Annotated in this window: 16 protein-coding genes; 6 read left to right on the plus strand and 10 right to left on the minus strand. The window is 69.1% G+C overall.

All coding sequences use genetic code 11. The features are described 5' to 3' along the window. Nucleotides 1–338 (minus strand): CBM35 domain-containing protein (locus BLQ91_RS32430; RefSeq protein ID WP_281199709.1); only part of this gene is annotated, 338 nt, incomplete at its 3' end. 164 nt (nucleotides 339–502) lie between these two features. Continuing rightward, nucleotides 503–655, minus strand: a complete 153-nt coding sequence (locus BLQ91_RS41720; RefSeq protein ID WP_176960072.1) for a hypothetical protein — start codon at nucleotides 653–655, stop codon at nucleotides 503–505. Nucleotides 656–873: 218 nt separating this feature from the next. Here BLQ91_RS41720 and BLQ91_RS32435 point away from each other — a divergent pair, with 218 nt between their 5' ends. After that, nucleotides 874–1,467: a TetR/AcrR family transcriptional regulator gene (locus BLQ91_RS32435; protein ID WP_090103116.1), complete on the plus strand. Its 594-nt coding sequence runs from the start codon at nucleotides 874–876 to the stop codon at nucleotides 1,465–1,467. Between the two features lie 31 nt (nucleotides 1,468–1,498). Next, complete coding sequence (locus tag BLQ91_RS32440; RefSeq protein WP_090103119.1) at nucleotides 1,499–2,785, plus strand: cytochrome P450; 1,287 nt, start codon at nucleotides 1,499–1,501, stop codon at nucleotides 2,783–2,785. Between the two features lie 159 nt (nucleotides 2,786–2,944). Here the strand turns inward: BLQ91_RS32440 and BLQ91_RS32445 are convergent, their stop codons facing one another. Beyond that, nucleotides 2,945–4,414 (minus strand): peptide MFS transporter, encoded by a 1,470-nt coding sequence (locus tag BLQ91_RS32445; protein ID WP_090103120.1) that lies wholly within the window; start codon nucleotides 4,412–4,414, stop codon nucleotides 2,945–2,947. 180 nt (nucleotides 4,415–4,594) lie between these two features. On the opposite strand from BLQ91_RS32445, the gene BLQ91_RS32450 reads away from it, so the two are divergent. Continuing rightward, on the plus strand, nucleotides 4,595–5,128 hold the full coding sequence (locus tag BLQ91_RS32450) for a TIGR03086 family metal-binding protein (protein WP_245733982.1): 534 nt from the start codon (nucleotides 4,595–4,597) through the stop codon (nucleotides 5,126–5,128). 185 nt (nucleotides 5,129–5,313) lie between these two features. On the opposite strand, the gene BLQ91_RS32455 is transcribed toward BLQ91_RS32450, so the two are convergent. Both BLQ91_RS32455 and BLQ91_RS32460 read right to left on the minus strand, forming a co-directional pair. Next, nucleotides 5,314–5,781: a GNAT family N-acetyltransferase gene (locus tag BLQ91_RS32455; protein ID WP_090103124.1), complete on the minus strand. Its 468-nt coding sequence runs from the start codon at nucleotides 5,779–5,781 to the stop codon at nucleotides 5,314–5,316. Continuing rightward, nucleotides 5,778–6,278 carry a DUF4262 domain-containing protein gene (locus tag BLQ91_RS32460; RefSeq protein WP_236219076.1) on the minus strand — a complete coding sequence of 167 codons (501 nt, stop codon included), beginning with the start codon at nucleotides 6,276–6,278 and terminating at the stop codon, nucleotides 5,778–5,780. The genes BLQ91_RS32455 and BLQ91_RS32460 overlap by 4 nt, the downstream gene beginning before the upstream one ends. A gap of 127 nt (nucleotides 6,279–6,405) precedes the next feature. Between BLQ91_RS32460 and BLQ91_RS32465 the strand changes: the two genes are divergently transcribed. Beyond that, nucleotides 6,406–7,242, plus strand: a complete 837-nt coding sequence (locus tag BLQ91_RS32465; protein WP_090103128.1) for a helix-turn-helix domain-containing protein — start codon at nucleotides 6,406–6,408, stop codon at nucleotides 7,240–7,242. Then, a complete protein-coding gene (locus BLQ91_RS32470; protein WP_090103130.1) occupies nucleotides 7,239–7,412 on the plus strand; it encodes a DUF397 domain-containing protein in 174 nt (57 codons plus the stop codon). Before BLQ91_RS32465 ends, BLQ91_RS32470 begins: the two co-directional genes overlap by 4 nt. Here the strand turns inward: BLQ91_RS32470 and BLQ91_RS32475 are convergent. Then, nucleotides 7,386–7,949 (minus strand): TetR/AcrR family transcriptional regulator, encoded by a 564-nt coding sequence (locus tag BLQ91_RS32475; protein ID WP_176960073.1) that lies wholly within the window; start codon nucleotides 7,947–7,949, stop codon nucleotides 7,386–7,388. The genes BLQ91_RS32470 and BLQ91_RS32475 overlap by 27 nt on opposite strands. A 116-nt stretch (nucleotides 7,950–8,065) precedes the next feature. On the opposite strand from BLQ91_RS32475, the gene BLQ91_RS32480 reads away from it, so the two are divergent. Beyond that, nucleotides 8,066–8,995 carry an alpha/beta hydrolase family protein gene (locus BLQ91_RS32480; protein WP_090103134.1) on the plus strand — a complete coding sequence of 310 codons (930 nt, stop codon included), beginning with the start codon at nucleotides 8,066–8,068 and terminating at the stop codon, nucleotides 8,993–8,995. 57 nt (nucleotides 8,996–9,052) lie between these two features. Here the strand turns inward: BLQ91_RS32480 and BLQ91_RS32485 are convergent, their stop codons facing one another. The 4 genes from BLQ91_RS32485 to BLQ91_RS32500 form a co-directional block, all read right to left on the minus strand. After that, a complete protein-coding gene (locus tag BLQ91_RS32485; protein WP_090103135.1) occupies nucleotides 9,053–9,802 on the minus strand; it encodes a YebC/PmpR family DNA-binding transcriptional regulator in 750 nt (249 codons plus the stop codon). Continuing rightward, nucleotides 9,799–10,431: a pyridoxal 5'-phosphate synthase glutaminase subunit PdxT gene (gene pdxT, locus BLQ91_RS32490; protein ID WP_090103342.1), complete on the minus strand. Its 633-nt coding sequence runs from the start codon at nucleotides 10,429–10,431 to the stop codon at nucleotides 9,799–9,801. The genes BLQ91_RS32485 and pdxT overlap by 4 nt, the downstream gene beginning before the upstream one ends. A 109-nt stretch (nucleotides 10,432–10,540) precedes the next feature. Then, on the minus strand, nucleotides 10,541–11,878 hold the full coding sequence (locus tag BLQ91_RS32495) for an amino acid permease (protein WP_245734014.1): 1,338 nt from the start codon (nucleotides 11,876–11,878) through the stop codon (nucleotides 10,541–10,543). A gap of 138 nt (nucleotides 11,879–12,016) precedes the next feature. Continuing rightward, nucleotides 12,017–13,204 carry a trans-sulfuration enzyme family protein gene (locus BLQ91_RS32500; RefSeq protein ID WP_090103139.1) on the minus strand — a complete coding sequence of 396 codons (1,188 nt, stop codon included), beginning with the start codon at nucleotides 13,202–13,204 and terminating at the stop codon, nucleotides 12,017–12,019. Nucleotides 13,205–13,277 lie beyond the last annotated feature (73 nt).

The following is a 13,277-nucleotide window of genomic DNA, read 5'->3' on the forward strand; positions in this document are numbered from 1 at the left end:
GCGCCGGTGCCCGCGAGAGCCCGTTCGCCGACCGCCAGGCCGCCGTTGACGCGGACGTCGACCGGCCGGGGGTCGGCGGTGCCGTTGGCGTAGCGGATCACCAGCTTCGCCCGGCCCGCCCGCGCCGCGGTGACGGTGAACTCGACGGAGCTGCCCGCGACGTCGCCGACGTCCACGAACCCCGCTCCGGAGAACCCGGCGTGGTCCGACCCCACCACGCCCTGCGAGATCGCGGCGTCCTCCGCCTCGTACCGCACCGGCGCCGCTTCCGACTCCGGTGCCGACATCACGGTGACGGCTGTCGTGCACACGACGGCCATCGCCCCGAGCGTGCGCATCGCCCGGCTTCTTCTCGGTGCCACTGTTGTGCCTCCCACGGGGGACCACGACGGAGCGGCGGCGGAATTGCTTGAAGAGTTTCCTGACTGATGCGCGCAACACTGCGCACGGCAGCCCAGTCAACCCTGTCCCGGGGACGTTGGAAAGCGGTTACCGCATTCCGTCACCGCTCCCGGTTCTCGGCGAGCGCGGCGATGAGGTCGGAGACGTCGCGGGTGAGCAGCAGGTCGACGACGTGGACACCTGTGGATTCACGCCGCTGCCAGCCCAGGCGCTCGGCGAGCGTCGACAGTTTGGTGACCTCCGGGGTGTCCATGGCGGCTGAGGATATTGCCGGGAGGGCGGCGGAGAGGACAGGCGCGGCCGGAGATCCACACGAAAGGACGGGACAGGGGCTGAGGCGGTGTGGTGGCCGCGGCAACCGCCGTGCGAACCGCACCCCCCACGCCCACAGCCGGGAAGATCACACCGGTGGACCCACCAATCCGTACGTACGGATTGGATTTCCCGCCTTCCCCCTGCCACCATTCTCCAGTGCCCAGGGTGAGCCAGGACCACCTCGACGCCCGCCGCCGTCAGATCCTCGACGGTGCGCGTGCCTGTTTCGCGCGACACGGCTACGAAGGTGCCACCGTACGCCGCCTCGAAGAGGCCACGGGACTGTCCCGCGGTGCGATCTTCCACCACTTCCGCGACAAGGAGTCGCTCTTCCTCGCCCTGGCCGAGGACGACGCCCTGCGGATGGCGGACGTGGTGGCCGCGCAGGGTCTCGTCCAGGTCATGCGCGACCTGCTCGACGAGCCGGAGAAGCGCACCGAGGAGCACGCGGCCGACTGGCTCGGCACGCGCCTCGAGGTCTCGCGCCGGCTCAGGACGGACCCGGACTTCCGGGGGCGGTGGGCCGAGCGGAGCGAACAGCTCACGGCGGCCACGCGGCAGCGGCTCATCCGGCAGCGCGAGGCGGGCAACCTGCGCGACGACGTCGACGTGACGGTGCTGACGAGCTTCCTCGAACTGGTCCTGGAAGGCCTCGTCTCGCACCTCGCGATGGGCCTGCCGGCGGACGACATGGAGCCGGTGCTCGACCTGGTGGAGGAAACCGTGCGGCGTCATCGTCGCAGCTCTTGAGAGTTCGCCACGCAAACACCACTGTGGTCCCATGTCGACGCTGAAGACCACCGCCCAGCTCTTCGCGCTGCGCACGCTCGTCCGCGGCTACGCGCTGCTCGGCGACCCCTACGCGGGTGTCCTGGCCTCGCCGCCGGACCGCGACCCCTACGCGATGTACGAGAAGGTGCGCGCGAAGGGCGACATGGTGCGCAGCCGCATGGGCGCGTACGTCACGACGAGCCGCGCGATCTGCGATTCGGTGCTGCGGGACAACAGGTTCATCACCGCCACGTTCGACGAGGCGTCGATGGTGCCGGTCACGCTGGTCAAGAACGGCGAAAAGATCGTCAACCCGGTGCAGGACTCGTTCCTGATGAAGAACCCGCCGGACCACACGCGGTTGCGCAAGCTCGTGCAGCCGTTCTTCACGCCACGCGCGCTCAAGGACCGCACGGCGTCCATCCAGAAGATCGTCAACGACCACCTCGACCGCCTCGGTGACCGGTTCGACCTCGTCGGCGAGTTCGCGTCGCAGGTGCCGATCCAGGTGATCGCCGACCTGCTGGGCGTGCCGGACGAGGACAGGGCGATCTTCGCGCGCTGGGGCAGCTCGCTGGCCGACACGCTCGACGGGGTGTGGTCGCACAAGCAGCTCAAGGACCTGCACGCCACGATCGTCGAGTACAACGACTTCATCGACGTCCTCATCGAGGAACGCCGCCGCAACCCCGAGGACGACATCGTCAGCCACCTCGTGGCGCAGCACGAGGACCTCAGCCGCGAGGACCTGGTCGCCACGACCGGTCTGCTGCTCTTCGCCGGGTTCGAGACGACGGTGAACCTGATCAGCAACGGCGTGCTCCAGGCGTTCGAGAACCCGCACACGGTGCTGCCGCTCGCGCAGAGCCCGGAGTACGCCGAGGGGTTCGTCGAAGAGGTGCTGCGGCTCGACCCGCCCGTGCAGTACACGATCCGCTGGCCGAAGGAGCGCCTGGAGCTCGCCGGCGTCTCGTTGCCGAAGGGCACGCCGGTCATGCTGGTGCTGGCGGGGGCGAACCGCGATCCGCGCGTCTTCAAGGACCCGGCGAAGTTCGACCCGACCCGGTCCAACGCGCGCGAGCATCTCGCGTTCAGTGCGGGCATCCACTACTGCATCGGCGCCGGGCTGAGCCGCATCGAGGGCGCGATCGCGTTGCACGAGCTCTTCAAGCGCTTCCCGAACCTCGCGCAGGACGGCCCGGTCGCGCGCAGGAGGTCGAAGCTGATCCGCGGCGCCTTGCGACTTCCGGTGCGCGCGAACGAAACCAAACGGTCACTGGCAGTGAAGCCGAGCTGACCTGGGGCGAGATTTGTTGCGGTACGTGCGCTACTTCACCCGCGTGGAGCAATGTTCGTGCCCCAATGACACATCTCCGTAGTGCATCCTTAGGGACGAGAGGGAGACCCGCCGCACCGCCGCCGCGACGGGCCTCCCTCTCGCCTCATCCGCGGGTGCCTACTCGACGCCCGCCATCAGCTTGCGGATCGACGGAGCCGCCACCGCGAGCGCGCCGCCGAGCACCACGGCCGCGCCGCCCAGTGTGAGGAAGTAGGCCGACGGGCTCGTCGTGTAGAACTTCACGAGCTGCGCGGCCACACCGGTACCGGCCGACGTCGCGAGGAACCACAGGCTCATGGTCTGCGACGCGAACGCCTTGGGCGCCAGCTTGGTCGTGGCCGACAGGCCGACCGGCGAGAGCATGAGCTCACCCGCGGTCATGATCAGGAACATCAGCACGAGCCACAGCGGCGTCACCTTGCCGCCGGCGGCCGAGTTGCTCGCGAAGAACATCAGCACGAACGACAGGCCGACGAGCACCAGGGCACCGGCGAACTTGCGCGGGGTCGAGGGAGCGCGGGTGCCGAGCTTGATCCACAGCCACGCGAAGACCGGCGCCAGGGCGATGATCATGATCGGGTTGATCGACTGGAACCAGGCGACCGGGAACTCCCAGCCGAACACGTGGTTGTCGACGTTCGAGTCGGCGAACTCCGCGATGACCGAGGCGCTCTGCTCGAAGATCAGCCAGAACATCGCGGCGGCGATGAACAGCGGGATGTACGCGATGACGCGCGGCTTCTCCTCCGGCAGCGTCTTCGGGCTGCGCAGCATCACGGTGAAGTACGCGATGGGCAGCACGATCGACATGATGCTGATCATCAGGATGACGCCCTCGACGCCACCGAGGACGTACGCGAGCACGCCCAGCGCGGCGATGGCGACGGCGATGCCGCCGATGAGGCCGTAGACGCGGCCCTTCTCCTGCACGGGCAGCGGGTTCGGCGGCACGGCGGCGGAGCCGCGGAGGTTCTTGCGGCCGATGCGGTACTGGACCAGGCCGAGGGCCATGCCGACCGCGGCGACGGCGAACCCGGCGTGGAAGCCGATGCCGTCCGCGAGAGCGCCGGTGATCAACGGCGAGATGAAGCCACCGATGTTGATCGCCATGTAGAACACCGTGAAGCCGGCGTCACGACGCGAGTCGTCCTTGGCGTAGAGGCCGCCGACGACGGTCGAGATGTTCGGCTTGAGCAGGCCGGTGCCGAAGACGATGAAGATCAGGCCGAGGTACACGCCGGTGATGCCGATGGGCAGCGCCAGGGCGATGTGACCGCACATGATCAGCACGCCGCCGTAGAACGTCGCGCGCTGGCCGCCCCAGACGCGGTCGGCGAGCCAGCCGCCCGCGACGCCGGACATGTAGACCGCTGTGCCGTAGATGGCGACGACGGACAGGGCGAGCGCCTTGTCGACGCCGAGACCGCCTTCGGACACGGCCGTCCACAGGTAGAGGCCGAGGATGGCCTTCATCCCGTAGAACGAGAACCGTTCCCAGAGTTCGGTGAAGAACAGCGTGGACAGGCCTCGGGGGTGCCCGAAGAAACCTCTGTCCTGCGCGGAGATGCTGGCGCTAGGTGCGCTCACAGTCCATCGCCCTCTCGTGTCAACGATGTCACGGCGGATCCGGTCGAGATTACGCCGAACGTTCGTACGGTTTGCAAACGGGGTTGCGTCCGAGTGGCCCAACTCTCGCGCCGGGGTGCGGGGTTGGCCAGGATTTGATGCACTGCTGGGATGGACTTGATCCAGGCGCACGGAGTGGCGATGACGGAGTTCGACCGGCGGGTGCGGGAGATCGCACCGGACCAGTGGACACTCGGCACCCCCTGCCGGGAGTGGTCGGTCAGAGACCTGGTCGGCCACCTCGTCCACGAGCAGCTCTGGGCATCGGAGCTGCTGGCCGGCTGCACGGTGCGGCAGGTCGGCGACCGCTTCGACCACGACAACCTGGGCGAGGAGCCTCTCGTGTCGTGGGTCTTGGCGGCCGCGGCGGCGCGCGAGGCGTGGCTGGAGCCGGACGCGCTGAAGAAGACGGTGAGCGTGTCGTCGGGGACGATCGACGCCGAGGAGTACTGCTGGCAGATGACGGCGGACCTCGCGGTGCACGCCTGGGACCTGGCACGCTCCATCGGCGCCGATGAACGCATAGACCCTGACCTCGCGTCGTCCGTGCTGTCCTACGTCGAACGCAACATCGACGACTGGAGCGGCTCCTCGATGTTCGACTCGCCTGTTCCGGTTTCCTCGGACGCCGATGACCAAACCCGGCTGATCGGCCTGCTGGGCCGCAAGCCGTAGCCGGTCCGGAGTTCGAAGCGCCCCGCTCCGCATCCCCCTCGCCTCCTGCGGGGCGGGGCGCTCTCCCCCGTGACGGCCGCGGATCCCCCCGGACCGCCGCCGCACCACTGTTCTACCCGGTGGTCGTTGTCCGCTGTCGGGACGATCCGAACGGACAACGACCTCCGGACAACGTCGCGGGACCGTCAGACGAGTTTCTGCTCCAAGCTGACGCACCGGATGCCCACGGCGTCGAGGTGCTCGCTGACCCGCACGAACCCGGCGCTCTCGTAGAACCTCAGGTTCTCGTCGCTCTCGGCGCCGGTGAACAGCCAGACGACGCGCACGCCCTCCGGCGCGCGCTCGCCGATAGCCCGCAGCAGCAGCCGCCCGACGCCACCGCCCTGCGCGTCGGGCGCGACGGCCAGCCGGGCGACCTCCATCCGCTCGCCGTCGACGCGGCTGCGCACCGACCCGACGAGCCGCGTGCCGTCGAACGCCCCGAGCGCGGGCGTGCCGCCGGCGAGGTGCTCGCGGATCTCGTCGAGCGTCTCGACCAGCGGCGGCAGGTCCCAGGCCCCGTACCGGCGGGCCTCCTGGAGGTACGCGGCGCGCTGGACCGTCAGGACCTCGCCGGCGTGCTCCTCCGTCAACGGTCCGATGTGGACGCTCACGGGCCGGTGACCCCCGGCGTCCAGCTCTCCGGGACACCGCTCTCGGTGAGCACGAGCTGGTGGTCGCCGAACCCCTCCGGCGCGTCCGGCTGCCAGGGCCACCTGCCGTCGGGCGTGGGCACGATGATCTGCAGGGCCGCGAAGTCCGACCCGTCGTAGAGCAGGTACGCGCTGCCGAAGAACTCGGGGTAGAAGCCCTTGTAGACCCGCTCGAACACGATCGGCACGCCGTCGAAGAAGTCGTCGTAGAGCTTGCCGGGCACGAACCGCTCCCCCTGGCTCGCCCGCCCGACGTAGGCGTTGATCAGGTTCTCGCCCATGCCCTGCGGCAGCCCGATCACGACGGCCTCCGCCACGCCGAACCGGCGCCACGCCCCCACCGAGAACACGTACCCCGCTCCCTCGGAGTCGGGGTTCACAACGATGTTCATGTGGCCGTGCCGGTCGGCCGCGGACAGCAGCCGGGCCCTCAGTTCGATGTCTTCGTCGGAAAGCACGCCATCCACCCTACGGCACGCTTTTGGCGCCTTAAGCCTGCTTAGAGCTGTTCCAAGGCTCCCACCTTCAGGCATATCCGATCGGAAACGATAGGGCGCTCGCCCGCGCTGCCCCTACTTTCCGTGGATGCCCAAGAGATCGTCCAGCGTGGTGGGCCGCGAGTTCGGCAACGGCGTCCGAGCAGCCGTCGAGCGCACCGGCCTGACCCAGCGCAGGCTCGCCGAGCTGCTCGGCTGGCAGGAGGCCAAGATCTCCGACCTGCTCGCCGGCAAGGGCGGGGTGACCGAGTCCGAGGTCCGCGAGCTGCTCGCCTACTGCCGCACACCGCTCGGCGAACGCGAGGAGCTGCTCACGCTCTTCCACGACTCCGGCAACGTCTACCTGCACGTGCCCGACGACGGCGTCCCGGACCAGGTCCGCACGCTGATCAACCAGGAGCAGGAGGCCGACGAGATCACCTGCTGGTCGATGATCCTCGTTCCGGGTCTTCTGCAGATCCGTGAGTACATCGAGGCCGTCACCGCCAAGGCGCGGACGGTCTCGCCGGAGAACCGGGCGGCGACGGTCGCGGCGAGGGCGGCACGAGCGGAGATCCTCGAATACAGCCGCGCCTTCACCTTCTACGTGCACGAGCAGGCGTTGTGGCTTCCGGTGGGCGGCAGCGAGGTGTGGCGGGAGCAGCTCGCCCACCTCCTGAGGCTGTCGGTGCGGAAGTACATCAGCATCCGGATCGTCCCGAGGTCGATCGGCATGCACGCGGGCGTGTCCGGCGACTTCCGGCTGATGAGATTCCCCAAGTACCCGCCGGTCGTCTACGTCGAGAGCGTCAAGTGCTGCCTGTTCTTCGACGACAAGGACACCGTCGAGACCTACGAGAACATCCTGAAGGACCTCGCTGCCGTCGCCCTGGATGAGGAACAATCGAGGGCGGTGATCAACAGCATCTTGGAGGGCCTCCCATGACCGAGTGGCGCAAGAGCAGCTACAGCGGCGATGGCGACAACTGCGTCGAGATCGGTCGGGGCGTCGGCATCCGGGACAGCAAGGCTCCGGCCACCCACCTCCCGGTCAGCGCTCAGGCGTGGTCGGCCTTCCTGGCGCTGGCCTCAGCCGCGGCACCCGTCGAGCAGTAGGCCGATGGTGATCCGCGCGTCGTAGCCGGGGTCGACGCGCTCGGCCCCGGCGCAGATGTCCCCGATCGCGCGGAGCAGCTGGTACGCGGGGACGTCCGACTTGACCTCCCCCGCCTCACGCGCTGCCGCGAGGATGTCGTCCAGGACCGGCAGCAGGCGTTCGAGGAACAGCCCGTGCAGCGCGGCGAACCCGTCGGGGTCGTTGCGGCTCGCCGCGGCGAGGCCGCGCTTGGTCACGAGGAAGTCCACGAACAGGTCCACCCAGCTCCGCAGCGCCGCGAACGGCGACTCCGCCGACGCGAGCAGCGCGGGTCCCGCCTCGGCGCACGCGTCGACCTGGTGCCGGTAGACGGCGACCACGAGGTCCGCGCGCGTCGGGAAGTGCCGGTAGATCGTCCCCATGCCCACGCCCGCCTCGGCGGCGATCTTGCGCACGGGCGCGTCCACGCCGTCGCTCACGAACACCGCCGCGGCGGCGTCGAGCAGCGCCTTCTCGTTGCGCCGGGCGTCCGCCCTCTTCCCGGTCGACTCCGCCACCGGCACACCTCTCCCACGTCCGCGCTTGCCAAGTGGAACACTGCTCCGTATATTCGGAACTGCGCTCCGGTTCAGAGTCTACAGCGCGCTCACGCACTCGCAGAAGGACACCTGTCATGCCTTTGACCAGCACCGCCGTGCCCACGTTCGCCACGCCGATCATCAGCGCCAAACCGGTTGTGCTGCCCGCGCCCGACCGCGGTGACGACCTCCAGGTGCGGGTGTCCGCACCCGCGTCCGGCACCGATCTCCCCGTCGTCGTCTTCGCCCACGGCTTCAGCCAGTCGATGTCGTCCTACGACCCGTTGGTGGACTTCTGGGCGAGCAACGGCTTCGTCGTCGTCCAGCCGACGTTCCTCGACTCGGTGACGCTCGGCCTCACGCCCGCCGACCCCCGGTACTCGGAGATCTCGCGGTTCCGCGTGGAGGACGTCCAGCGCGTGATCGACGACCTCGACGTCGTTCTCGGTGCGGTGCCGGGACTTCTCGACCGCGTCGACCGCGACCGCCTCGCCGTCGCCGGGCACTCGTGGGGCGCGCAGACCGTCGGCATGCTGCTCGGCGCCCGCGTTCTCGACGCGGACGGCGAGCCCGGCCCCGATCTGACCGACTCCCGCGTGAAGGCCGGGGTGCTCTTCGCCGCGACCGGGTTCGGCGGCGACGACCTGACGCCGTTCGCCAAGGAGAACTTCGGCTCGTTCATGTCCCCGGACTTCGAGCGGATGAGCACGCCGTTCCTCGCCGTCGCGGGCGACGCCGACCAGTCGATGCTCAGCACCCGCGGACCGGACTGGTTCACCGACGTCTACCACCACGCGCCCGGCGCGCGCGGCCTGCTGACGCTGTTCGGCGGCGAACACTCGCTCGGCGGGATCCACGGCTACAACGCCACGGACACGACCGACGAGAGCCCGGAGCGGGTGGCGGTGATCCGCCGGGCGTCCTGGGCGTTCCTGCGCGACGCCCTCGGCCTCGACGACCTGGCGTTCAAGCAGGTGCGGGCCGAGCTCGCGGAGTCCGGGACCGGGCGCGTCGACGTGCGCTGACAACGCGAAAACGCCGGTCACGCGTGCTGCGTGACCGGCGTCCGTCCGCTTCGGGACTCAGCCGACCTCGGCCATGACCTCGTCGGACACGTCGAAGTTCGCGAAGACGTTCTGCACGTCGTCGCAGTCCTCCAGCGCGTCGATCAGCTTGAAGATCTTCTTCGCGCCCTCGGCTTCGAGCTGCACCGAGACCGACGGCAGGAAGCTCGACTCGGCCGACTCGTAGTCGATGCCCGCGTCCTGCAACGCCTTGCGGACCGGGATCAGGTCGCCCGCCTCGGACACGACCTCGAACGACTCACCGAGGTCGTTGACCTCCTCGGCGCCCGCCTCCAGCACGGCCAGCATCACGTCGTCCTCGGACGTGCCCGCCTTCGGCACGATCACGACGCCCTTGCGGCTGAACATGTACGACACCGAACCGGGGTCGGCCATCGAGCCGCCGTTGCGCGTCATCGCCGTGCGGACCTCGGTCGCCGCGCGGTTGCGGTTGTCCGTGAGGCACTCGATGAGCACCGCGACACCGTTGGGGCCGTAGCCCTCGTACATGATCGTCTGCCAGTCGGCGCCGCCGGCCTCTTCGCCGCCGCCGCGCTTGCGGGCGCGCTCGATGTTGTCCAGCGGCACCGAGTTCTTCCGGGCCTTCTGGATCGCGTCGTACAGCGTCGGGTTGCCGTCCGGGTCACCACCGCCGGTGCGGGCCGCCACCTCGATGTTCTTGATCAGCCGCGCGAAGAGCTTGCCGCGCTTGGCGTCGATGGCGGCCTTCTTGTGCTTGGTGGTCGCCCACTTGGAGTGGCCGCTCATTTCTCCTCCGAACCAGTCGAACCACGAACCATGTCCACGAACAGGCGGTGGACGCGCTCATCCCCCGTGAGCTCCGGGTGGAACGCCGTGGCCAGCACGTTGCCCTGCCTGACCGCGACGATCCTACCGGCGGCATCGCCCGCCTCAGCCGTGATGGGCACCGTAGCGAGAACCTCGACCTCCCCGCTCACCGCCTCCACCCAGGGTGCCCGGATGAACACCGCGTGCACGTTCTCCCCCGCCAGGTCGAGGTCGGTCTCGAACGAGTCGACCTGCCGCCCGAACGCGTTGCGCCGCACCGTGATGTCCAGCCCGCCGAGCTGGTGCTGGTCGTCGCGGCCGTCGAGCACGTCGTTGGCCAGCAGGATCATGCCCGCGCACGACCCGTACGCCGGGAAGCCCGCCTTGATCTTCGCCCGCAGCGGTTCCAGCAGCTCGAAGTTGTCGAGCAGCTTGCTGATGGTCGTCGACTCGCCGCCGGGGATGACGATCCCGTCCAGCTCGTCCAGCTCCTCGGCCCTGCGCACGGGCCGGGCCGTGACGTCGCACTGCGCGAGGGAGACGAGATGTTCCTGGACGTCGCCCTGCAGGGCGAGCACACCGATGACGGGCGGGGCAGCGACAACCATGTTCACCAGCATATTCGAGGTTGTCCGGCCTGCTGACCACCCCTGTGCGCGACCGCGGGCCGCCTCCCTCGTGAGGAGACGGCCCGCGGCGCGAACCCCGCCGACCAGATCAGTCGACGGACACCAGCCGCTCGGGCTCCACCGGCTGACGCGACTTCACGAAGCGCCACCCGACGAACAGCAGGAGCGCGAGCACGGGGATGGACCAGAACGCGATCTTCTCCGCGGTCCCGGCGAACGCCATCTGCCCGATCACCAGCGCGAGGAACGCGAGCGTCCCCCACGACGTGTACGGCGCGCCGGGCATGCGGTACGAGGGCCGTTCGATCTCGCCCGCCATCGCCTTCTTGCGCAACCGCAGCTGGCAGATGATCAGCGTCGCCCACGTCGACACGACACCCAAAGACGCCACGGCGATCGCGATGTCGAAGGCTTCCTTCGGCACGGTGTAGTTCAGGACGACGCCGAACAGGTAAGCCGCACCCGTGAAGAGAATGCCGCCGTAAGGAACGTGGCGGGAGTTCATCTTGCCCGTGAACGCGGGCGCCTCGCCCTTCTGCGCGAGCGAGCGCAGAATGCGCCCGGTCGAGTAAAGGCCCGAGTTGCACGACGACAATGCGGCGGTCAGCACCACGGCGTTCATGATGTCGCCGACCGCCGGGATGCCCAATGCGGAGAACACGGTGACGAACGGCGATTCGGTGCCCGTGAAGTGGTCCCAGGGCAGCAGCATCGTCAGCAGCAGGACGGAGCCGACGTAGAAGATCGCGATGCGGTACACGACGCCGTTGATGGCGCGCGGCATGATCTTCTCGGGGTCCTTGGTCTCGCCGGCCGCGATGCCCACGAGCTCGATCGCCGAGTAGGCGAAGACCACTGCCTGCAACGTCATCAGCGCGACGCCGAAGCCCGCGGGGAACAGGCCGCCGTGGCCGAGCGTGTTGGAGACCGACGCCGTCGTGCCGCCGATGTCCGCCGCCGCGATGACCAGGCCGATGCCGGTCACGAGGAACACGACGATGGCCGTGACCTTGATGACGCTGAACCAGAACTCCAGCTCGCCGAACAGCTTGACGGACAGCATGTTGATGCCGACCAGCACGAACAGGGCGACCAGCGCGGTGATCCACTGCGGCAGGTCCGGGAACCACTTGTGCATGTAGATCGCGACGGCGGTGATCTCGGCGATGCCCGTCATCGCCCAGTTCACCCAGTACATCCAGCCGGACGTGAAGCCCGCCCAGGGACCGATGAACTCGCGGGCGTACTCGACGAAGCTGCCGGCGACCGGGCGGTGGAGCACGAGCTCGCCCAGCGCGCGCATGACGAAGAACGCCGCGAGACCGCACAACGCGTAAGACAGGATCAGCGACGGCCCCGCCGTGGCGAGGCGTCCGCCCGCGCCCAGGAAGAGGCCGACGCCGATCGCGCCACCGATGGCGATCATCTGCACCTGGCGCTTGCTCAGCGCTTTGGTGTAGCCGTCCGCATCAGTTTCCACAGAACTCACGAGGAGGTTCCTTCCGAAACGGAAAACGCTCGCGTCGGAACCTCCCGCGCCCCGACGCGCTGATGCGTCGGAACCCTAGTGAGTGGCAGTCATCACCAAGAAATCAGTTGGGGAAGGCTTAACGTAAGCGACGTCACACAGCGCCGCGTTCAAGTCCGCCCAAATGTCCTCGACGTGCTCGAGGCCCACGGAAATGCGCAGCAAATTGTCCGGAACGCCAGAAGCGCGCAGATCTTCACCCGGAACCAGTCGATGCGTCAAAGCCGAGGGGTGCTCGATCAGGGTGTCGACCGATCCCAGTGACACGGCCGGCGTGATCAGCTCCAGCCGGCGCACCACCTCGACCGGGTCGCCGTGGACGCCGAACGCGATCATCGCGCCCGTCCCGCGCATCTGCGGCGATGCCGACGGGTAGCGCACGAACTCGACGGCGTCGTGCTCGGCGAGGCGTGCCGCCAGCACCGCCGCCGACCGGGACGCCGCCTCGACGCGCAGGGGCAGGGTCGCGAGGCCGCGGTGCAGCAGGTAGCCGCCGAGCGGGTGCAGCACGGCGCCGGTGATGATCCGGACCTGCCGCAGCGCCGCCGCCCGTTCCTCGGAGCAGGCCACGACGCCGCCGAGCACGTCGCCGTGCCCGCCGAGGTACTTGGTGCCGGAGTGCAGGACGTACGAGGCGCCGTGCAGCGCGGGGTTCTGCAGGACCGGCGTCGCGAAGGTGTTGTCGACCATGACCGGCACGCCGCCCGCCTGGCGCACGACGTGGTCGATGTCGACGAGGTCGAGGTTCGGGTTGGCCGGGGTCTCGACGACGACGAGCCCGGTGTCCGGCCGGATCGCGGAGGCCACCAGGCCCGCTTCGACGTACGTGGTCGTGACGCCCAGCAGACCCGACGACAGCAGGTGGTCGGTGCCGCCGTACAGCGGCCGCACCGCGACGACGTGCGGCTTGCCCGCCATCACGCAGGCGGCCTGGACCACGGCGGTGACCGCCGCCATGCCGCTGCCGAACGCCACGGAGGTCTCGGTGTGCTCCAAGGCCGCGAGCGCCTGTTCGAACCGGGCGACCGTCGGGTTGTGCAGCCGCGCGTAGACGGGCGAGCCAGCCCGCGCGGCCCCGGTGGCCCAGTCCCCCAGCGCTTGTCCGCCGAGTGCCTGGTCGGGCACGGGGTAGGTGGTGGACAGGTCGATGGGAGGCGCGTGCACGCCGAGCTCCGCGAGGTCGTCGCGGCCCCCGTGCACTGCGATGGTCTCGATGCGCGTCATGGCCCGAATGGTGGAGACTTCCTCGGACGAACGGACAGCGAACCGCAGCCGATTCGGTGGAACGGAGAAGAGC

The organism is Lentzea jiangxiensis (assembly GCF_900104175.1).
Taxonomy (GTDB): Bacteria; Actinomycetota; Actinomycetes; order Mycobacteriales; family Pseudonocardiaceae; genus Lentzea; species Lentzea jiangxiensis.

What these genes read in the sequence shown, in the direction of transcription:
- BLQ91_RS32500 (WP_090103139.1), bottom strand. Translation starts at nt 13,204, where the DNA reads ATGACGCGCATCGAGACCATCGCAGTGCACGGGGGCCGCGACGACCTC.
- BLQ91_RS32485 (WP_090103135.1), bottom strand. Translation starts at nt 9,802, where the DNA reads ATGAGCGGCCACTCCAAGTGGGCGACCACCAAGCACAAGAAGGCCGCC.
- BLQ91_RS32450 (WP_245733982.1), top strand. Translation starts at nt 4,595, where the DNA reads ATGACGGAGTTCGACCGGCGGGTGCGGGAGATCGCACCGGACCAGTGG.
- BLQ91_RS32440 (WP_090103119.1), top strand. Translation starts at nt 1,499, where the DNA reads ATGTCGACGCTGAAGACCACCGCCCAGCTCTTCGCGCTGCGCACGCTC.
- pdxT (WP_090103342.1), bottom strand. Translation starts at nt 10,431, where the DNA reads ATGGTTGTCGCTGCCCCGCCCGTCATCGGTGTGCTCGCCCTGCAGGGC.
- BLQ91_RS32470 (WP_090103130.1), top strand. Translation starts at nt 7,239, where the DNA reads ATGACCGAGTGGCGCAAGAGCAGCTACAGCGGCGATGGCGACAACTGC.
- BLQ91_RS41720 (WP_176960072.1), bottom strand. Translation starts at nt 655, where the DNA reads ATGGACACCCCGGAGGTCACCAAACTGTCGACGCTCGCCGAGCGCCTG.
- BLQ91_RS32480 (WP_090103134.1), top strand. Translation starts at nt 8,066, where the DNA reads ATGCCTTTGACCAGCACCGCCGTGCCCACGTTCGCCACGCCGATCATC.
- BLQ91_RS32495 (WP_245734014.1), bottom strand. Translation starts at nt 11,878, where the DNA reads ATGATCGCCATCGGTGGCGCGATCGGCGTCGGCCTCTTCCTGGGCGCG.
- BLQ91_RS32465 (WP_090103128.1), top strand. Translation starts at nt 6,406, where the DNA reads ATGCCCAAGAGATCGTCCAGCGTGGTGGGCCGCGAGTTCGGCAACGGC.